This is a genomic window from Olleya sp. HaHaR_3_96 (assembly GCF_019278545.1).
Taxonomy (GTDB): Bacteria; Bacteroidota; Bacteroidia; order Flavobacteriales; family Flavobacteriaceae; genus Olleya.
Genome location: NZ_CP058987.1, coordinates 1851133 through 1873461, shown reverse-complemented (window position 1 = coordinate 1873461; position 22329 = coordinate 1851133). Strand labels below are relative to the sequence as shown.

The 22329-nt window shown below is 30.9% G+C and carries 21 protein-coding genes; all 21 read left to right on the top strand.

Features of this window, described 5'->3' with window-relative positions; genetic code table 11:
• Window positions 1–343: 343 nt before the first annotated feature.
• The 21 genes from H0I26_RS08060 (at window position 344) to H0I26_RS07965 (ending at window position 21923) form a co-directional block, all read left to right on the top strand.
• Complete coding sequence (locus H0I26_RS08060; protein ID WP_218701764.1) at window positions 344–601, top strand: hypothetical protein; 258 nt, start codon at window positions 344–346, stop codon at window positions 599–601.
• Entirely contained in the window at window positions 550–1236 is a 687-nt protein-coding gene (locus tag H0I26_RS08055) for a DUF3471 domain-containing protein (protein WP_218701763.1), read from the top strand. The genes H0I26_RS08060 and H0I26_RS08055 overlap by 52 nt, the downstream gene beginning before the upstream one ends.
• Before the next feature lie 83 nt (window positions 1237–1319).
• Entirely contained in the window at window positions 1320–2093 is a 774-nt protein-coding gene (locus tag H0I26_RS08050) for a tetratricopeptide repeat protein (protein ID WP_218701762.1), read from the top strand.
• 414 nt (window positions 2094–2507) lie between these two features.
• Window positions 2508–3911 (top strand): SH3 domain-containing protein, encoded by a 1404-nt coding sequence (locus tag H0I26_RS08045; RefSeq protein ID WP_218701761.1) that lies wholly within the window; start codon window positions 2508–2510, stop codon window positions 3909–3911.
• Window positions 3912–4481: 570 nt separating this feature from the next.
• Window positions 4482–4958, top strand: coding sequence for a hypothetical protein (locus tag H0I26_RS08040; protein ID WP_218701760.1), 477 nt, complete (start codon window positions 4482–4484; stop codon window positions 4956–4958).
• 505 nt (window positions 4959–5463) lie between these two features.
• The gene (locus H0I26_RS08035; protein WP_218701759.1) at window positions 5464–6090 is read left to right on the top strand and encodes a hypothetical protein; all 627 of its coding nucleotides are present in this window, start codon (window positions 5464–5466) and stop codon (window positions 6088–6090) included.
• A 109-nt stretch (window positions 6091–6199) separates the two neighbouring features.
• Window positions 6200–7090 carry a hypothetical protein gene (locus H0I26_RS08030; RefSeq protein ID WP_218701758.1) on the top strand — a complete coding sequence of 297 codons (891 nt, stop codon included), beginning with the start codon at window positions 6200–6202 and terminating at the stop codon, window positions 7088–7090.
• Between the two features lie 109 nt (window positions 7091–7199).
• Window positions 7200–7334 carry a hypothetical protein gene (locus H0I26_RS19695; RefSeq protein ID WP_256935298.1) on the top strand — a complete coding sequence of 45 codons (135 nt, stop codon included), beginning with the start codon at window positions 7200–7202 and terminating at the stop codon, window positions 7332–7334.
• A 168-nt stretch (window positions 7335–7502) separates the two neighbouring features.
• Window positions 7503–7742, top strand: a complete 240-nt coding sequence (locus H0I26_RS08025; RefSeq protein WP_218701757.1) for a hypothetical protein — start codon at window positions 7503–7505, stop codon at window positions 7740–7742.
• A 111-nt stretch (window positions 7743–7853) separates the two neighbouring features.
• On the top strand, window positions 7854–8801 hold the full coding sequence (locus H0I26_RS08020; protein ID WP_218701756.1) for a hypothetical protein: 948 nt from the start codon (window positions 7854–7856) through the stop codon (window positions 8799–8801).
• 237 nt (window positions 8802–9038) lie between these two features.
• Window positions 9039–9764 (top strand): hypothetical protein, encoded by a 726-nt coding sequence (locus tag H0I26_RS08015; RefSeq protein WP_218701755.1) that lies wholly within the window; start codon window positions 9039–9041, stop codon window positions 9762–9764.
• Window positions 9765–10849: 1085 nt separating this feature from the next.
• Window positions 10850–13222 (top strand): PAAR domain-containing protein, encoded by a 2373-nt coding sequence (locus tag H0I26_RS19855; protein ID WP_218701754.1) that lies wholly within the window; start codon window positions 10850–10852, stop codon window positions 13220–13222.
• A 70-nt stretch (window positions 13223–13292) separates the two neighbouring features.
• Window positions 13293–14219 (top strand): hypothetical protein, encoded by a 927-nt coding sequence (locus H0I26_RS08005; protein WP_218701753.1) that lies wholly within the window; start codon window positions 13293–13295, stop codon window positions 14217–14219.
• Window positions 14220–14752: 533 nt separating this feature from the next.
• Window positions 14753–15244, top strand: coding sequence for an SH3 domain-containing protein (locus tag H0I26_RS08000; RefSeq protein ID WP_218701752.1), 492 nt, complete (start codon window positions 14753–14755; stop codon window positions 15242–15244).
• 147 nt (window positions 15245–15391) lie between these two features.
• Window positions 15392–15736, top strand: coding sequence for a hypothetical protein (locus H0I26_RS07995; RefSeq protein ID WP_218701751.1), 345 nt, complete (start codon window positions 15392–15394; stop codon window positions 15734–15736).
• A gap of 250 nt (window positions 15737–15986) precedes the next feature.
• On the top strand, window positions 15987–16772 hold the full coding sequence (locus tag H0I26_RS07990) for a DUF4272 domain-containing protein (protein WP_218701750.1): 786 nt from the start codon (window positions 15987–15989) through the stop codon (window positions 16770–16772).
• 206 nt (window positions 16773–16978) lie between these two features.
• Window positions 16979–17557: a hypothetical protein gene (locus H0I26_RS07985; protein WP_218701749.1), complete on the top strand. Its 579-nt coding sequence runs from the start codon at window positions 16979–16981 to the stop codon at window positions 17555–17557.
• A 213-nt stretch (window positions 17558–17770) separates the two neighbouring features.
• Window positions 17771–18484 carry a hypothetical protein gene (locus tag H0I26_RS07980; RefSeq protein ID WP_218701748.1) on the top strand — a complete coding sequence of 238 codons (714 nt, stop codon included), beginning with the start codon at window positions 17771–17773 and terminating at the stop codon, window positions 18482–18484.
• Window positions 18485–19390 (top strand): hypothetical protein, encoded by a 906-nt coding sequence (locus H0I26_RS07975; RefSeq protein WP_218701747.1) that lies wholly within the window; start codon window positions 18485–18487, stop codon window positions 19388–19390.
• 644 nt (window positions 19391–20034) lie between these two features.
• Complete coding sequence (locus tag H0I26_RS07970; RefSeq protein ID WP_218701746.1) at window positions 20035–20985, top strand: terpene synthase family protein; 951 nt, start codon at window positions 20035–20037, stop codon at window positions 20983–20985.
• 242 nt (window positions 20986–21227) lie between these two features.
• Entirely contained in the window at window positions 21228–21923 is a 696-nt protein-coding gene (locus H0I26_RS07965) for a hypothetical protein (RefSeq protein WP_218701745.1), read from the top strand.
• Window positions 21924–22329 lie beyond the last annotated feature (406 nt).

Below are 22329 nucleotides of genomic sequence, written 5' to 3'. Positions count from 1 at the left end.
AATTGCTTGTAAACAAAAAACCAATAGTAACAGAAATAATCATAGCACAAGCCTATAGTATTTTTATAGATTAAGTAAATTAAACTTTTTAAAAGTCTTAATTTTTATTATCCGCTACGGTTCGCAATAGTTTTGATTTGAATAAATTAAAATTTACAGTCTTTACATATGATATATGATATATGATTTTAAAGATAAAAAGCATTCATTAATAGGAATAGCAACCCACAATAGTTTTTTTTAAATACAATCCAATTGCTATTCAAGGAACACTCAAAGGATCTATTATTAAATTCACTTATAAAGAGAGCGGAAGAAAAGGCTCCACAACTTATGGAATACTATGACACAAATATTGATGCGCTCAGAACAATTTAAAAAAGCATCAAATACAGCCGCTCCACATTCAATAGTTGCCAATACACTTGTCCAAATACCTATTACAAACATTGATAACTTAGCACCTGCAGGTGCCATGAGTTCAAGCGCAAAAGATATGACCAATTGGTTATTAGCTCAGATTAATTCTGTAAAATTAATGACAAACAAGTGTTGTCCGCTAACAGTATTCAAACCACTAGAACCCCGTCATCTATTTTAGGAGTAGATCCAAGAGATAACCAAGAGTCACATTTTTATCTTTATGGTATGGGATGGATACTAAATGACTGTGATGGCAAAATGGTGTATTCGCATGGTGGAGCAGTGGATGGCTTTCTGTCTCAAGTATTATTTGTTCCAGAAGAAAAACTAGGTATTGTAGTATTGACTAATACCGATAAAAACAATTTTTATGACGATTTAACTTATGAAATCAGAGATGCTTTTTTATCCTTAAAATACAAAAACTATAGCGATGCCTCTTTTCAAGATTTTAAAGCAGAAACCTTAGCTAAAACCCATACCATTGACTCGTTAAAACAAATCATAACACTTAATAAAAAACCAAGTCTACCTATTTCAACTTATACAGTCACTTACCAAAATGAAGTGTATGGTAACATTACCATTGACAACAAAGCGAATACATTAAAAATACACTTTTCAAATCATCCTGATTTAATTGGAAAACTAGAGCATATCCAAAATGACAATTATTTATGCACTTATAGCCTGCCTACTATGGGGATTGTAGAAATACCATTTACAATCGAGAATAATAAAGTCACAGGGCTAACACTTAGTGTTGATCCATTTATTGAATTTACCACTTATCAGTTTAAAAAAATAAAATAATCGTGTGAGTTTAAAACTCAGTAAAACTCTGTAAACACTCCATTTAAGGGACACATTACCCGACTAAAACTCTAAATCAAAGAATGAAATATCTAATTATTCTCATATTTCATATTACAACATATCACGTTGTGTTTTCACAAACTACTAACAAACAAGATTCAATAAAAAACATATCCTATTTTGAATTTGACCAAAAAAAATCTGATGCCTTTTTAGATAAAGCCACAAAGGCTTACAATGATGCTCAATTTGAATTAGCAGGAAAATATTACATAAAAGCTTTTCAATACAACTCTGGAAACGACAAAACGCTTTTATTCAATGCGCTAGCTTCATATAAAACGGCCAATAATAATGACAAAACAATCCTATGTTATAACGAACTTTTAAAAAATGGTATGGATTCATTAGAGCTAGAAAAGCAATTTATCATTCACCAAAATTTAGCCGTTATTTTTAATCTTCGAAATCAACCCAAAGAAGTAATACAAACTATAACTCTAACACAAAAAATAAAACCAGTTGATAGTGAATATATTTTACTTAAAGCAAATTCTTATTATTCAATCAATGATAAAAATAATTTTGAAAAACAATTAAAAAAAGCGCTTAGTATTGCTCCTAATAATTTTCACGCAAATTATAATTTAGGCGTTATTTCGTTCGAAAAAAAGGATTTTAAACAAGCAAAATATTACTACCAAAAGGCGCTAACTATAAACAAAAATAGCGAGGCTGCTAATTTAAATTTCGCGGTATTATTACTGACTAAAGAAACGGAACTAGTTGATAAAATGAACAATTTAGGATATTCAAAAAAAGATAAAAAAGAAAAGAAATACATAAATCAGTAGTACCTTATTTAAAAAAAGTATTAAAAGCAAATAGCAATAATAAAGAGGCCGCAAAAACTTTGATAACTATTTATAACGGCTTGGGAAAAGATCGTAAGGCAAAAAAAATAAAAGACTCGCAAAAGAAGAAATAATAAACATTGCTCGTTTAAAAAAACTAAAACAATTCAGTAACCGTATTAAAAACCGGAACAAAAAGCTTTCATCAATACTACATACTCACAATTCCAATAACACTTCCACGACATTATAATCTTCCCAAATGTACTTAGGCATAAGTGTAATCAAAAAGTATTACTTTTAATTTCTAAATCAACCATAATATGACAATATATCTAAGCTAAATGCTTAAGATTAAGTATATATTATTGACTAGCATAAGTAAAAAAGAAATTTTAAAGACTAAATATCAGTATGACTACACCTTTAAAAACACTAATCATCATTTGCGTAACACTATTTTGCACGTTATGTTTTGCCCAACGCAGTTATACTGTCAAAGCAAAAAGCGGGCTAATTATAAGAGAACGTCCAACAATTAATAGTGAACGGCTTGGTAAGCTACCTTACGACTATCATTTTGAAGTTGACGAAAAAAAAGTCAATAGATTAGATACAATTAGTACCCTCGTTGGACATTGGGTTATGGTAGAAAACGACACCCTAAAAGGTTATGTCTTTGATGGTTTTATGAAAAGAGCTTATGGCACAGAACATTATAACTTATATGGTCCTGTTAAGTCCTTAAAACGCTATTCTTATTATGAAAATAATAAAGAAAAAATTAAATATGATAAGCATATTACATTTAATAAATTGGGTAAAAAAACGCAAGTCTACGATTATGATGATGATGCATGGGTACTAGATGAGGAATACACGTACAACAATAAAAATCAATTAGTTTTAAGATATCAATACAACCGCTTCTACGAAACTAAATATGACCAAAAAGGTAATGAAATAGAAAGTATTAATTCTGACAAAAACAAAGTACCGGACACTAAGTTTTTAACCACTTACGATAGTCAAGGTAATACGATGTCTTCTGAGTATTATGAGTATAAAAAAGAGAGTAGCACGAAGTCAATTTACACCTATAACCATGCTAATAAAAAGACTAAAGCGACTCACTATAATGCGGATGGAAAATTAAACAGCACCTATTTATACGACTATTTAAAGGATACTATTTTAGTAAAAAAATATAAAATTGATTCTGAAAACAATAAAAGAGTAGTCGCAGAAAGACTAGTAAATGATTCTTTAGGTTTTATAACCGAAAAATATGTAGAATACTTTCCTAAAGAAACCCAGTATAACAAAGGTAAATTATACACCTACAACCAAAAGGTGTATGATAAACAACAGCAATTAATAGAAACAACAACCTACGAGGCGGCTGAAAGTCAGTTTCCAAATATTGGATTTTCTGGTACTGGTGGAAATTATAATGAAAGAACTGTTAAACGTTATCAAAACGGAGCACTTACGTCTACTAAAAATTATAGAGACCTGTATTATAACCAAAAAGACCAAGAAGTATTAATAGAAGCTATCAATTACAAACAAAACTATTCTAATGAGCTATACCATAGCTATTATAGTGATTCTAAGGAAAGCTATAGAAATGAATATTACTACGACTACAACGGTAGACTAATAAAGCATGTTGAGTATAGAGACGATTTCAAAACAATAAGATCTACAAAAGAATATGTTTACGTTTTTGACAACAATGGTAATTGGACGGTAAAAAATATTTTTAAAAACGGTAAATTATATCAAGTGTACAAGCAAGCATTAGAATACTACTAAACGCTATACTGCTTCAACTATTATTTTTTAAACAGGATAGCAATAAGTGATAAAAACAAAGCCTATAAAATATTACAAAAGCAATCCGCTATCTGCACACTACTCGTTACATTAATAACTTACCCATTAACATAACCACTTTTAGTGATTTGGAGCAAATTTCACGGAAAACAGGGAGATACACTTAAAATACATCTTTTAATTTTACCAAATGAAAAATACTTTGCTCTAAGGTTTGGTCTCTATTTGTTCTCAACTATAGCACATCCCCAATCCAAGACAATACATAAAGACCTGTAGAGACACTTTTGATATTAAAAAAGGCGGAACGTCTTTATATGATAGCAACTTTCAGGTCATTAATTTTAAAGATATACAGTATACTAAAACTTAATTTAGTCGAAAATTATGGATACACATTTAAAAAGATTATTAAAACGAGAACAAGATATTGTTGCTTGATTAAAAGAAAACAAACTTGATTTTTTATTAAAACAAGCAGATCAAATACTTAATGATCTACCAAGAGAAGAAATAAAAAAAGAGTTTTATAAGGGCATAGAATCTGCTATGCAATACTGTGTAGAAAATGACGAAATAAAAGCACTAGATTTTGAATGGTATTATGCCGGCAATCAAATTATGGAAGCATTTGCCTATGGACTAGACAGCTGTACTACGGAAGGAGCGTTAGCTAAAAGCGATTTAGGTCCTGATCAATTATCAGGTATTGAATTAGAACTTGAACACGGTGATCTCGTTGATGAACAATTTTCAGGAATTCCTGTTTATACAGCCATTAATGAAATGGTAGAAAAAATAAATCCTGTTATAAAAAAATTATATGAAGAACAAGAGGATTTAGTTATGAATATAGACACTCTTATAACTGATTATTTTCAAATATGGAATTACAAAATAGGTTATGAAGCTTGCGAACAATTAAAAGGAAGTAAGGTTGTATTAGCACTTCAAGATAGAGCTCCATTTTGGGTTACTATGACTAGACATGGAAGATGGTCGGTTGCTATTATGCTTATAAATTAGTTAAAAAAATATAACAACATCCAATCCATGTGATGACATTAATAGCACGTGTGATAAACACCTGGCTAATTTTAAAAAAAGGAAAACAAGGCTTTATTAATAAAGATGAACAAGAAATAATTAAATCTATATTTGAAACAGTATCAGAGTTAAAGACGGGCTAGCTTGGCTTGTAATTAAAAAAGATAGAAAATGGCTTTCAGGATTTACAAATAAAACCAGCGAAATAGTAATTCCTGAAAATCATACAATTGCACTACCTTTTAAAAATGGACTTGCTTATATTAAAGATAAAAACGAAAAGGTTACATCTATAATCTTGATAAATTTATTTGGAAGTCGAAATAAATAGACTACATATCAGTAGGAAATAATAAGCATACAAAAAGATGTTTATTATTTTTATACGAGATGCTACCTCAAACGAAAGCTGATTTTTCACTGTATTCAGGGTGAAAAAATCACCCCTAAAATAAGATATTTGTAATATATAAATATCTTAAATATGACTTCAAAAGAATTATCCTTATTAGAAGGAACTGCCTTAAAAACAGCTTTTATAGCTTATTTTAAACCATGGGCTTTAACCTCTTCCTGTAGTGAACTATTAAAAGAAATGTCTTCTAAAATAATTGAAGTGACATATGACGAAAATCTAAAAATATATTTTAAAAATGATGATGATGATGATGATGATGATGACGTCCAAATAACCTTTGGAAAGCCTTATAAAGGTGCTTTTCAAGACAGCCCATTCACGGTACCAAAATCATACAAAACGGTAGTTGAAATGCATAACACCATAATATTTGGTGAGGGCATACCTTATGGCATAGGTTTTCATGGATATAATGGAAAAGTGCCTTGGTCTGGATTTGCGACAGACCAACTTAAAGCAGATCAAGAAAGACATCAAGGATTTTGTGATGCTGGTCAAAATTGGATTATTTGGGATCATCAAAGAAAAAATGCTTTAGGAGAGCCCGTAATTATAATAGTCGACCATGGTTTAGCTGTAGAGGATAATGATGATTTTCCAGAACAAGATGAAATAGCTTTTGGTACAGGAGGCCTTTTTATAAGACTGATGAGTCAATTTATACTAGACAATCCTAAATATAACTGGGAATAAAAAACATAAAATCACTAATTAAATATAAAAAAACAAAATAATGTATATAGACGAAGATGAAGAAATAGTATAGGTAATCCTTGACGGAAACATACAAGATGTAATTGATGTGTATTCTTCAAGAGCCTATGGATGGATTTACAAATGCAGTAGTTTAGAAGAATCACAAATAGAAAGAGTTGTAGACTCTCTAAACCTACCAGAATCAGAATCAGCTGCCATTATCTGTCATGCCTTAGAAGCCGTTTTAGACGATATCGATGAGCATGAAGGCTACAGTGAGAGCTGGGGTGATGAAGAAAGTATCAATAAAAGAATCACTGAATTAAAAGAAAAAATAGAAACAACAGGCAAATATGAATGGGAATACCTAAGGTTATTAGCTAAAATTGTTGAAAAAGGTCACATGTGTTTTGCTATGAGTGCAAGAAAAAAAATGACAGACCCTAGACAAATAGAATTTCTTAAGAAATTTGAAAAGGCGACAAGTGATGAACGTCCAGAAATAATTCTAAACAATAAGGATTTTTCATTTATGAGTCCTTTATTGGATGAAGCACTCTTGTCTAAACTATCGCCTTCTATTGTATCTGCATCCTCAAATTTTAGTGAACCTGAAGCACGCATTCTAGCCGAAAAAAGCTTTGACGCTTTTGAGTATTACGTTAGCCACAGACCCTTTCCTTTATGTTTTGGAACCCTAATTATTGACAAAGCACTGCAGATGGCAGCTCGTTGGGAAAATCAATCATTTGCAGACAAGGTAAAACCTTACATCTCCAAGATAACTCCAAATGTAAATACTTATACTGCACTTTCAGGCTTCTATGCTACTTACCAAGACAGGGAAAAACTTATTGAAATGTTAAAACTAGCAGAGCAATATGGTGCAAAAGATTATAGTTTTGGATGGTCTCGATGGAAAGATAGCCCATGGGAAAATGATGAAGAGATCCAAAACTTAATTCCTAAAACAGTCTTTAAATACCCCTTAAAATAAAAATTAAGAAAACGAAGTGTTTAAATAGAGCTTTAAGCCTAATAACGCTTTATAAAAAGCTATAGCACGTAACTTATAAAGAGTTATTAGGGTTTTAGAAAAATCATTAATGACAATAGCTAATCATAATTTAACAAAAGTTGATACTGATGATTTTCGCGAACAAGGTAAAATAGCTTTCGGAACAGAAACTTTTTACATCAATTTACTAAGTCAATTTAAATTAGACAAACCGAAACTATAATTATGAGACAATATGATATAAAAAAGGTGTAAAACAAATCAACACATTTTCTAAAAAGTGTCAAGGAGAGTATTTTTATGCTTTTGCGATGGACGCTGGCCTGTTGTGTTTGACTAGCGAAGAAGGCTTTAAAAAAAGGTAACCCCTATGAGAATGAAGAGGAACTAAATGCTTTACTATATAACACTGGAGATTGTCCTTATCAAGGTTTTGGAGATTTTTTTTAATGATATTGATGCTGTTTTTGATGAACATTATAAAATTACTGACGCGGAACAACAAAAGTCAGAGTATAACCAACTTATAGAAAATCTACTTAGTGTATTTAATAGAAACAAGTATACTATTTTTGATTGTTTAAAATGCACCGAAGACTTTAAAGTATTAAATGGAGAGCACAAGTATTAATCTCTTTTTTTTTGAATAAGTTACTCCCCACTAACAACCTAATTTATTTTCATTTACATGATAAAAAACCTAATAAACAGGGGTACAACCTATTAAAATAACGTAAGGAACATGAGTAATAAAACATTTCAGAAGCCACGAGATTACAGCAATACAACCAAAAAGGAATTAGCAAAACATGCCATAAGTAATCCATATACCACATTTTACGAATGTGAGATGCGCTTTGCTGATACAAACGAACAAGATCTAGAGCTCATTAAAATAAGCATCGCTTCTTTAGAGTCTATTTTGAAGGATATTGACGAACATAATATTGTTAATCTCTTACAAGAACTCGGTAAACAGTATTCAGAAGAGGAATTACATCAGTTATTAAAAGACAGAGTGTCAGAACTAAATAAAGCCTTAGATCTTTTTATTACTGGTAAGCTTTCTATAAAAACAAACCCAATAACTCGTTTATATATTGAAGGTAAAGGTTTTGGTTTAACGCCTTTGGAGGATATAATATTACCTGTAGGAGAGGTACTTTTAGAATTTGAATGTACAGCAACCGGAGACCGTTATTCCAAAACAGTAGAAATAAAGGAAAACGTTACTGTACTAATCAATACAACAGACAACGAGCAACAAAAGGTAAACGCCCTCATAAAAGCATTCAATAAACAAACTGAAAAACAAGCCTTTATTTATATTCCAACTTATTTTTCTTTTTTTCATACGATGTATGAGTGTGAGTGGGACTCAGAATTGAGTCTAAAAAAAATTATAGAGCAAGGACACGCGCTTTCAGAAGAAAGAAAAAAATCAGGAATCAGACGATTAGTACATAAAAAAACCGAAGGTTTTTCAAACACCCCTTATGATGGTTATTACAACGTAAAGTTCTGGGAAATAATGCGCACGGGAGTAGAAGCCAAAACACAATCAGGACCTGTAGACACAGGTTCACCTAGAAAAAATTTAAAAAGCTATGCTAACGAAGCATTAGCTATAAAAGATTTTGAGAAAAAAATTAAAGCAAAACTCAAAAGCGGCTTTAAAGAAGAAAATTAGGCTAGTATCATTGCGCGATAAGCCGTGTTGATTTTAACTGTTTTTTAAAAATAACAAAGACTTAAGTTTTAATGTTTTTTTTTAAAACAGTTTTTAGGGGTACTAAATATACAAGTACAGCTCATTTATTTGACATTTAAATCTACCGTAATAATTAAATTTAGGACTAAAGACCTGTATATAATTGGCACTTATCCGTAATATTGACTCTAATTAAAATACAAGTACTAATTTGATATGAATTATTTAGAAATTTTAAAGGATATAAACTACTTTTCTTTTATAGCGGCTTTCGCTAAATGGATTTTATTATTTTTAGTGATTAGTATAATTATATTGATTGTTTGTAAACGAACAGGGCTATTTAAACGTAGGACTAAAACGGCAAGTTATTTAGTTAAAATTTACTACATCCTTATCCCTATTTACTTTGTTGTTTTTGCTATAAAATATGCCGCAATTAAAAACACACAAATTGAAATAAACAATTCAATTGATGTTAATAAGCAACTAATTTCAGCCTTTACTTTTCATTTTATAAATACCATAGTTTCTGACTCATTACTATCTCAAGATAATTCTGCAAAAGACATTGTTAACCACTATTTAGATAAATATACACATTCAATAGATACCATGCCTGACAACAAAATATTTAGCGTTTTTCAGAGTTTTTTCATAAAAACAAAAAGAAAAGTTGAATATAGTTTCTTAATGCAAATTCTTGAATCAAAAATAATAGAAAAGTCTGTAAAATCGATAGGGATTAGCCAAAACTCAGGACAAGCATTATATCAGACAGATTTTAATCAATTATTTCATGAAGGAGCATTGGTTGACATTTTTAAAACAGAAATGAATTCATATTTTCGTACATATTTTAAATTCTCTTTCTTATTCTTTTTATTAGGATTATTGATACCAACCATTGAAATTATTTTAGCTAAGAAATTACAATATTAACACTGGACAATACGGCATTTAGTAGTGTATTATATTTTTAACATAATAGTTTTCAGATACGATTAAGATTGGAAATCTGATTGTGAATATGAAATGACCATCTACAAAGTTAATGACACTTTGTATAATCCAATCATCGGAAAAACTTTTGAGTTTAAAATAATAAAAATAGAGAATAACAGTATAACGTTGACGACAAAAACTCTCAATAAAAAACGAGAAACGGAACGTATTATGCACATTATAAAATGAATAACATAAAACCTAAATCGACCAAAAAAATCGATTTTGACGATATTTTTGATATTCTCGACCATATCGAAATAAAACCCAGACCATTTTTATTGAAACCAAATTTGGAATTATTAAAAAGTTTTATATCAAGATTAAAATTGATTTCTTAAAGCGAGAATATTGACATAAAAAATATTGACAAGCTAGATGAATTTTATGATTTTGTTCATCAAAAGCTAGAATTGAAATACGAAAACACGATGAGTTGGTTCGGAGCAATAAGTTGCGAATATGGAATAGAGATGGATTTAATGTTTTTTTTGAATACATAAACGAATTTAGAGCTGAATAATAAATACTATTCCCAATCAAATAAACGATTCCGACTAAAATATTAGAATGCGCCTCTCATACCAATGCAAAGTAAGAGTATTGTATACAACGGTTTTAAAATCATCACATCAAAGGGATTTTCACTTTTGACACTATCTTCTAGTTTAAGTACAGGCTACAACTTGTGCTCCTATACAATTTTTGAAGATCAATCCCTTCAGCCCTTCTTACTGATGAGACTTATAGCTATGCTTACCTAAACAAATAAACCTCCGTATACGATTCCTGAGAGACTACAGCCTATAGATTAATCATTTCCCTTTTGATAAATTAAAAACGTCCATGCAGGACACACGCAGCCTATATCATTAATTGCTCTCACAAGAGCTTATTTATAAAATTTGTTCAGAATCCTTTCTAGTTCGAATTTGTTTACTAAATTAGTTGTTTATATACGTAACTATCTATACGTAAGACCGTTCTAAATCATTCGAAATAATTAAAACATAAAAAAAATCATGGCAGGACCGGCAGCAACCGTAGGAAGTAATCATGTATGCCCAATGTGTAGTGGGGTCGTTCCGCATGTTGGTGGTCCAATAACACAAGGTGATCCCACTGTATTGATAGAAGGCAAACCTGCAGCTACTATCGGAAGTATGTGCGTTTGTGTGGGGCCTCCTGATGTTATTGTAACTGGCGTATCTAATGTGATTATAGGTGGTAAGCCAGCAGCTACCACAGGAAGTATGACTGCTCACGGAGGTTCTGTTGTTATTGGAGCAACAACAGTATTAATTGGTACAGGAGCTACTGCACCAACAGCAGTAATGCCAATTTCAAAAATTCCTTTCTCCAAAATTACAACTATCGATAAAGTGAAGGCTGCTTATATAGGCCAAGGAGAAAATTTAAGAACTGCAGCAGCAAATCAAGCTGAAATAAGAGCACTTGCAGCTCAAGACGAAGAGGAAGAACAGGAAGAAGAAAGAGAATTACCAAAATTAGAAGGTGAAATTATTTTTGTAAACGGATTTTTAAGTGACCCTATTACTAATAGTGAAGCCGTTTTGCATAATGCTATTAGCGATAAATACCCAGATAGTACAGATGATAATCCCTTAACTGGTGAAAATGCATTTGAAGGAGATAGAACGGACCAAGCAGATATTTATACCGATGATGAATACAATGAAGATATTGGTATGGATAAATCTAAATCGCAATTACGTAAAGAAGAAAGAGCGCGTAGAAAACACAGGAAAGAACCACTTCATGCAGATCTTATAATAAATTATCCTAAAGACAAATATCAAGGATATTGGAACAGTAAGTCTAATAGAAAAGAAGCTACATCACAATATGCGACTTATTTTAATGCGGGTACCAGAGTTAATTATATAAACGGTTCACACGGGTTATCTAGTAGCGGATCACATAGAGTAGATCATGGTATTGCTTTAGGCTATGCATGGGCAAAAGATAATTGGAAAATTAAAGAAAAATCAATAATTGATGCGGAAATAGCCGAAAAGCCACAGATAGAAAGTTATACACCACAGTATATGCCAGTAACTATAGTTGGACATAGTCAAGGCTGCTGTATGGCTGCTGGTGTTGTTTTAGGAATTATAAAATACGCTAAAGACCTTAATTGGGATAAGGTTGCTATCAATATTGTCTTTTTAGGCGTACATCAACCCAGAGGGCTTTCAGGTAATGAATATGATGAATTTATCAAATTAAAGCTTGAAAAATATATGGTTAACCAAAATGCCTTTTTGACAGGTAAAAAAGAAAAAGCAAGTAATAAGTTTTTAAATAAAATATCCGAATTATACAGTGACGAACATCATAAGCTACATAATGTACGTGGCTTATCAGAACATGTTAAAAACATTTGTGGCGACTGGGAGACTTATAAAAGCAGAGCCGTACAGTTTACTTTCTCTAACGATCATGGCGATTTAGTATCGATAGATGGGGATATTCCTGAAATTAAAAGTGCTTGCAGGGATAAAGTAAATACCTCTTTGTTTAGTGTAGAATACTTTCATTTAAAAGAAGAAATAGTAAATGTATTTGACAAAAGAGTATTTGATTTAAAATTACACAGCGCTGGCGATGGCTTTCTTCTAATTCCTAAATATAATGCAGAACAACGTTTTGAATTCAAAGCCTTAAAGAAAAAAGAACATAAAAATACTGTAGAAGAAAACAAATATGGCCTTCAGTGGAATGGTTATGAGTCTATTGCTATTAGCTGGGGTGTTGCTATGTATAATTTTAAAGAAGCTGTGTTAAATTACGAAACCAATGCTAATGAAAAATTTGATCCAGAAGATATATTTGGGCTGGTATCAGGAGGAGAAGGAAGACGAAGAAGGTTGAAGGAACGCATTATAAAAAACCAGAAAAAAATAAAAAATTTAAAAAAAGAAAATTCATCAAAAGAAAAAAGATGGTATCATAAAATTGCAATATTAAGTTATAAAGTAATGTTATTAAACTATGCGGCCATACAACAAGCAGATTTGTATGCCCACTTTAGCCCTGTAGGCTTAATTAACCATACTAAATTTCTGAAGGATAAAAATGGTGATTTTAACGACCAATATGGTAATGACACGATATTAGACCGTATTTTTAAAGCCGGTAACGATCGTTTTTATAGAATGGAGTATGGCAAAATGAAATTAACAGATGAAGAAAAAAGAGAAAAAGATAAGGAATATGTAGAACGTTCTAAAACAAAAATCAAATTAATTGACACTTCCATTGCCGATACGGAATACATTAATAATGTAGTGCAAGCTTATGTATATAAAGTAGACGGCTACGAAGAAAAACTGCATGATGAAAGAGAATATAAACCAAACTATAAAGGCTAGCCTGTTATTTTTCACACTTTGTTTAATCACAAACTGTAAGACAATTAAGGGGCACAAAATAGAGCAACAGATGAAAGAATATAAGAACCTAAATGAGCATCAAGGGACAGAGAATTATGAAATGATTACTATTTTTGACAAAAAATTATTGCTTGATGAGATTCTTGTAGATAAAAAGCAACAATTAATTAGTATCATTTCTCTGAGTAAAGAAGAAGAAGATTATACTAGAATAAAAGTAGATTTCTTTGCTGGTATCAAAGGGACTCAGCCTTCATATAATACTCTTAAAGATGGAACAATGTGGAGTTCTAAAAGTTATAATAATTGGTTTATAAACGGAGATGACACGAAGCATGAGTATATAGACCCCTTGACTAACGAAGAAAAAAAAGACTGGAAAAGATATAACAAAAAGTTTACTGAATTATATTCAAATGCAAGTTATGTATATGAACACTATACAGGTTACTATTTTAAAATTAAAACGTTATGGTATAAAATAAAAGAAGATCCTTTAAAATTTGAAGACTGTCCTGAAAATTTTATAGAACAATACCCCGCTAAAGAAGATCAAGACATCCGTATGGTAAAAGTAAAAGATGTATTTGATGAGTTACGTAAAACAAATCAATTAAAAATAATAGATTATATAGAGCAGGATAGTGAAGATGGGAAAGGTTTAAATCCTGTAGATTTTTCAGCTGGCTATTATATGCTCGAGCTACATTTAGCACAAGGGGATATCTTAAAATTTAAACGATATGGCGGTATGGGAACAGAAATGGAAATTTACCAAATACCTAAAGAGTTAGGAGGAAGCGAAGAGGTCTTTTTTATAGTTCAAGACCCCAACCCGATGTACCCTAAAAAATCTTTTGGTGGTATGTATGCCATTCGCCCTAAAAGCTATAAAAAGTTACCAGAATACGAAGCCACTTTGAAAAAAGAAACTGACGACAACATAAAAAAACGAAGAAGCTTCTTAAATGACTGATAAAAAAAAACAATTTGCAATCCATTAGACGGCTCTACCCATAATTAAAGAAGGTGTACCCGTCACACCAATGTGCATAAAAAACTACGGTGATCTTTTCGTTTCTATTACTTTTAGCAATAGCGTTCAAGAACGCATATCGTAGTTCGTAAATCACCACATCAAAAAGGCTTTACCCATTTGCCATCATCCAATTTAAGAAAAAGCTACAACTTGTGTATATATCCAAGTTTTAAAAAGAAAGGAGCTCAACCTTTCCATACTTCTGACACCAATGCGGTTTGCTTAGCCAGGTAAACAGACCTTTGTTTATGATTCCTGAGAGATCTGCATTCTATAAATTAATTATTCCCCTTCCGGTACATTAAAAAATGTACATGAAAGCATATACAGCCTGTATAATTAATTGCTATTTTAAGCCTACTTACGAACATTCCTGCGGAATATTCTATCTGTGATTTATTTGCTAACTTAGTTGCTTGAACCGCCCAACTAATCTTATACAATCACGTATCGGGCCTAAAAAAAATAAGATGAAACAAAAAACTTATCTATTGGCTATAGCTTTTATCTTTTTATATTTCTTTATTTGTACTGCACAAAATATAAATGAAACCGAACAAAACAAGACTACCTATTCAAGTAAAAACAGAGGATGTGAACCTATAGCATATCAATATGGAGACCATTGGACTAACTTTTCTCCAGGGACTTTTAATGCCACTACATTAGTATATGAATCAACGGAATTAAATGCTAAAGTAATTGATACTTTATCCTTTAATACACCGGTTAATATACTTGCCGAATATCCTGATTATTTTCTTGTCTGTACTCAAAATAGAGAAAGTGGATATGTTAATAAAAAAGATATATACCTTCAGTCCATTTTTTGGGGACTTAAAATGCGCACCTACTTATTTGGTATAAGCGAGTATGGCACCAATGATGAAACTAGTTGTGACAACAGTAAATTACAAGTGATTAAAATAAATGATAAGAAAGAAATATTAAATGTATATTAAGATAGTATTTATGGCAAAGATTATAGTATCAATCAAATACATAATTCAGCGTTAAAAAATTCAGAAGCATTATTTCATCTTAGTTATCACTGTTATTCAGGAATAGGAGTTGAAGTAAATAATTTTATTGTTGACAATGGAGAACAATTGTCTCGTTTAGTTTTAACAAGTGCCTCAGGAGACGGTGGTATTTCAGATCAAAGTATTGTTTATTTGCCATTAACATTAACAAATGGAAAAAAGATAATTCTTGCAAAAAATGGTGTTCTAAGTATTAATCAAATAACCGCAGAACCAGAAATTTTTCCTTATCCAAAAGATTTAAAAACCCCTATAAAAGAATTAATAGTTGTACAAGATATATCTGAAGAATATATAGGTGGATATAAGACGGACGGAACAATGGCACGAGATATCGTAACTCATGCAACAACATTTTACCAATGGAACGGCACTACATTACTTAAAATAAAAACTTTAAAAGGACACTAAGAAAATGAACAAGAAAGAAAACGCCGTATAACACTATGTATAATAAACAGAAGTAATTAGCGGTTAACCTGAAGATAATCAACCATTTTTATGGTTCTCAAATCTTTTAATTTGCTATAATGGCATTGAATTTTTAGTAATTACTTTCCAAAACAGATTTTTTCAATTTATGTTTTATTTACTAAATTGGGTGCTTAAACTTCGGAGCATACCAAATATGCTATATGCCAACTAAAAAATCAAACTTTAAATGAAATATTTAAAAATACTTATACTTATGGGGTTTTTATCAAGCCTATTTGGTTGCAGTCAAAAAAACAAAAAAGCAGAAAAAGAATCTGATTTTACGACACTACCAATTACCAAACCAGTTGAAAATATCACAGCAACTATTGACCAAAAAGAAAGAAGAATCAAATCTGAAAAAATTTGTAAATCTCAAGGTATTCCGATTTATAAAAACGCTAATTCACTTTTTTCCGAACCTGAGAAAAATGTAGTGTTAAGAACTAAAGACCAAGTTGTAGACAGAGCATTAGCATTATTATATTTAGGTTTAAAAAGTGAAGGATTAGAAAAAATTCATTTAGATAAAATGGATGAAGATTTTGAAATTTCATCAAAACTAACTCCAACTGAAAAAGAGTATGCGTCTGCAATACATCCAACAGAACAACAAAAAACAAATGCAAATTGGAGATATGAAAGTTTACACGTTCTACTTTGGTCACTTGGTTATATTGACACGTTAGTTTACCCAAACCAAATGTGTAATGTTGCGGATGATGTAAAAATTGTATATCAATTAGGTCCAAAAATATTTAGAGAACAATCTAAATTAAGAAGTAAAAAAGAAATTCTTGACCAAGCAGATTTAATTTTAAGATTTGATTGGGCTTGCGTAAATGCTAGAGTAAAACAAGAAGAAGCTCCAGGAGGTTTAAATACAAGTGTCGTCTATGAAAGACATTATGCTTTAAATTGGTTGATTAAGTTTATGAATCTAAATTGGGATAATGTAACAACAGACACCTAAAAAGTTTGCATACAACACACTGAAAAACAATAAAGATTCTGTGCCCAAACCAAGGGCAATACACCTTAATAAAGGTTACCAAATTTTAATATCTAAGAAGTAATACACCCGTAATATAATGTTCATCCTCTACCCTACTTTTTTCACACACACCCGATAACAACTATATGAGAGCAACAGTTTTAATAGTGTTCATCTTCTTAAATTTGAGTTTTCAAAACAAAACCGTCAAATTAATTAGTCCAAATAAAAGTTTTGGAGCAATTACAGCATCTATTTCTGAAAAGGAATTAATTGAAATTTATGGACAAAAAAACGTCATAAAAGATTCAATTGCTACAGGAGAAGGACAGTTTGAATTTGGAAAAAAATTATTCCCTAATTCTATTGATGAAGTTACTATAACTTGGAAAAATAAAAAAGACAGAGTACATCCAAAATTAGTTGAAATCAAAGGAGAGAAAACAAATTGGAAAACTAAAGAAGGTATTACACTTGGAACGGATTTAAAAACATTAGAAAAACTAAATAAAGACTCTTTTTGTTTACTAGGTTTTGGATGGGATTATCAAGGGACCATAACAAACTGGAATAATGGCACTCTAAATAAAACCGTTACGCTTAAAAATGGTTTTTTTATTCGTTTAGAAAATTCTCATTTCAAAGGAATATTAACAACTGAAGAATCTCAAGAAATCTATGGAGACAAAGACATTAGAAGTTCTAATAAAACAATGCAGAAAACAAATCCAAAAGTTGCTATAATAGTAATGAATTTTCAGTAATTATTATCCAAAACAGATGTTTAAAATGTATGTTTTATTTACTAAATTAGATGTTTAAATCACGTAACCACACACACCAACAACATTTGCATTACTACCCCAACAGCAATAACAAATAAAAATTATTCGATTAAAAATAAGGGTGGCACTATAAATTTAAGAACTGTAATAAAAGTCTAACGCAACAAAATACGACGCTACAATAATATCTATATGAGCATATCTTCTTATCACTTGGTCAAAATTCCATTTTCATTAGCGATAAAAGGAATCGTGTCAAACCTAATTAATAAAAACACTAAAGGCCTTATCTATTCGGAATACATGACCGCAATGACATTAGGCGCCCCTATCCTATCTCCGTCTCGTTTTTTAATAAGGGAGATTGCCTTTTTTGCACAATGGGAAAGCGAAGAAGCTCTTGATAACTACTTAAAAGAAGATATATTTGGTAGCATTTTAGCTAAAGGTTGGCACGTCAGATTAGCATTTATAAGAGAATGGGGTGGTATTACTGGCTACAAAATACCAAAACAAAAAGCTGAATTGGAACAGCCATCCGCTCCTGTAGTTGCTGTAACAATTGCAAGAATGAAACCTTTAGCACTCCCACGATTTTTACATTGGGGAAGACCGGTTGAAAAATTAGTACGTGATCATTCCGGAACGTTACTGTCATTAGCTTCATTTAAGTTTCCAAACACAGTGTCTACCTTTTCGATTTGGAAAACGGAACAAGACATGTCTAGTATGGTTCATGGCCATAGCGCAATGTCTAAACCAAAAAGACATGCGTATGCAATGAAAGAAAGAGAACGAAAAAACTTCCACTTTGAATTCGCAACATTACGATTTAAACCACTTTCAGAATTTGGCACTTGGAAAGGAAAAGGCAATTATATACCTAACCTAAAAGCAACAAAATAAATGGCAATTGCTTTATTAAAACAAAATTTTCAAGACTGGATAACGCAACAATGGGTCATCCTATTTGGTAAAAAGATTATTGCCAGCGACAACCAATGGTTGTTAGGGCCTTTTGGCCAAACTGAAGGCATTGGCGTAAAGTTTATAACGCAATTAGCAAAAAAAGAACAATTAATAATAGACGAAAAGCAAGTTGATAAAGGGCTATTACATTCTATTAACCTATTAAACTTACCAGAAAAAGAGCGCAACAAATTATCTAAGGATGTTATTGATTTTTACGAAAACACCAGTAATTATGATTTTGATTTAAAGGTACAATGGAATCCAGTATTTAAAATCTTTGGAATTTTATTAAAAATATTATTTAGCAATCGTATTGAGCAGCTAAATATACCGTTGAGTAATAGTAAAGAATCTACAACTTTAAAAAGTGAAATAATTTATTTAATAGACAAAAAATCAAAAGAAGTTAAACGAACTATATGGTTAAGGACTTTCAAAAAATCTAAGCAAGTTGTTTATTCCGGAATTTATGAAACTTGTAAAATTCCTAACGGAAAAAGTTGTTTAAAAGCAATTTTCCCTTTACCAAACGGAAGCGCAACGGTTATCTTAGAGCCTACAGTAGGTCCAAATGGAGCACTCATTTTAAATTCGTCTGGAAGAAAAATTGGTGATAGTGGCTTTTACTTTCTATTAAAAGACTCTAAAGGTAATTTATGGACTAAATTTATTATGTCATTTAAAGATCAGCTGATTGTCAGTTCTGAAAATGAAAAAATAACAGCAATACAGACTTTGACGTTGTGGAATTTAAGAGTGTTACGGTTTAAGTATAACATAGAAAAACAACATAAAACACCTACAATCGATGCGCAACCTGATATTACACCAATAGATTAAGCTAATTAACACTTCACTTTATTATTTATTAAGATTGAATGCTATTTTGACATGTTTAAATGGACGGTTATACTTTTTTGAAGCGTTATAATTTTTAGAAATAACCCCAAGTATTTCAGCTTTACTTTTTTTTTACTTTTGTACAAACAGTACATACGGTTAAGATTATAAACCATTTGTTTACTCGCTCTGCATCCTCAAGCTTTCCCAACGGTTAAACTTGAAACAGTACAGACTCCAGTTGTCAAATCACACTTATAATTTAGACCGTAGCTATCATTAAGAACGAAGCGAAGACTCTTAAAACCAACTAATCTGGCGCTGTTTATGCCTTTGTAAAAAACAGTACCTCTACTTAAAAGACTATTGTAACTTGTTGCTATCCAATAAATATACGTAGTTCTACGTATTTCATAAGTATAGTAATAATTGTAGGTTTGCGTAACATAGTTTTATAGGATTTCAATACTAACAGTAATTATATAACAAGTTATTCTACATTACGCGACGCACTTAAAAATACAAAATATAGTGTTAGAAAATAAAAGTGGAAGGATGCATTAATCCGAAAAGCAATTGTTTTTACAAGCTATTTCCTAAGTAAAAAACCGTTAGACACAAGTTTAAATTAAAAATAAAAAAAAATGAATTTCAACTCAACGCTTTTAACAATATCTAATACCCAATTATATATTCACAAAGACGCGGATACTATTTCAAAAAAAGCAAAAACAACATCTAAAACACTGGGTATAATTGATGATAATCTATATTCTGGCCATTCTACAATGACAAATTATATCTACATTGATAGCCCCATAGATAAAATGGTCAATGTTCTTGTTACTTATGACGTTTTGTACTTTATGGACGACTTTTTTGGTGAAGACACCAATACCGGGCAACTGCCAGAAATAGTTAAAATTTTAGAAATATGGAAAGGTAAAAAAACACATCATTCTGAAACTAGTCAAATCAATAAATTATATACGTCTATTAATTATATTAGCACTACTCTAAGAGCCGATAGCCCTGAAGACTTTTTTAATAAATACACGGCTTCTGTAGTAGAACATTTATCGGCTTCGTTGACAAAAAAAGCATATACCACTGTCAACGAATATATCTCTATAAGATTAATCACAGGAGGCATGTACCTGCTTATTGATTTAATCGAGTACGTGCATTCTATTTACTTAAACAAAGCCTTAATTGATAATAAACAGCTTCAAATTAAAAATTTATGCAGACAATGTGCGCTAATCGGCGCTTTATCTAATGATCTTTTCTCCTATGCTAAAGAAAAACACAGTGATTATAACCTAATAAATGCCTATTTAAAAACTAAGGAAGCGTCTAATTACAATCAGGCTGTAATTAAATCTATAGACAAAGTAAATCAAATTCACTCCGATTTCAAATTAACAATACTAAAAGCTAAACAGACGCCTTTGCCTTTACAAGACAAGTTAACGGTAGAAAAATATTTTAGCGCCCTAGAAGTTATTGTAGCCTCCTCATATCATTGGCAAAAAAGAACCAGCCGCTATTATCATCCAGAAAATGTCTTTGAAGACATGAAAATCTATAACTAAAACATCCTCAAAATTTAACCATTTAAGGAATTAATCTAAAGATCAAACCTCTTAAGATTGGATAAATACACGCCAGTCTATCTATTTTAAAAGTTTTAGAATAGTTGTAGGTTTGTGTAACACAACTCTACAATATATCAGTACTAAAAAAACACTATATCCTTTTCTCTTTTTTGGATATGAATAATAAAAGTAATGATATAACGCGTTGTCAGTAATATACAAAATGCACCCAACCAACTATGAACAAAACTAGATTCTATTTTATAACTCTATTTGTATTTTTAGTGCTTGCCATTTATGTTTGTTTAAATTTTGAGTTCAAAGTTTACCTTTGGTGGTTTATTCCTTTTTTTTGGTGGCTTCTTATAAAAGAGGTTGTCACTGGAAAAAAATGGTTTGAAAAAAAAGATAACACTTTAAAAGAAGTAAAACCCTTTATCCCTCAATATATCGAAGAAGAAATAGATGTAAGCAAGAATGAAAAAGAAGGGCTTAAAGATATCGTAAAACTCTGCTCACCTCTAAAAACACAAAACAAATTATTATCTTTTATTGATACAAATAAATTCATTGAGCTACCTTGGTATGAATTGAATGAATATGCAATGGAAAATAAAATTGATTTATTCATACATCTAGATTGGAAAGAATCGGTAAGTGAGTTACATTATTGGATAGATTCTGTAGTAAAATCATTACTCGAAAAAGAAATAGAATTACCAAATTATAAACGTTTTGAAGCTAATTATTTAATTAATACTGATTGGGACGCTTTTAAAGTATATAATGAAGCTATTAAAAAACATAATTTACAGATAAGTTTATTAGAAACAGGGGGAGATGAATATGTTTTGGTAATTCATTTTACTGAAAATTTAGAAAAAGTTGGTAACGCCATTGCTATGCTAGGATATAAACATAGGCATTACAAATAAAAAAAAACCACTACAACACAGTAAAAAAATAATGCGTAGTTTAGTACTAAATCAAGAGTTCGTGCACTTTTGTTACGTCTATTTTCCTGCGGAAAATCCTCGCACACAAAACCGCGCTATTCTTATACATAAACGTTGGCAGTAATTTGACGCAACCAAATGAGGACATTTACATCTTCTATAAAAAAACTATATGAGACGAATTGTTTTATTATTGACTATTGCATGTTTGCTGTTATCTTGTAACAAAGATGATGCTTTAGACGCAGGAATCGAAACTAAAGTTTTTGGAATGATTTATGACACTCCAAATGACATTCCATTTGAAAATTTAAAATTGCAGAATATAAAACCGATCCAGATGGTCTTTTTGTTTCGTACGATTTTGTTCAGTTTCTAGATTCCA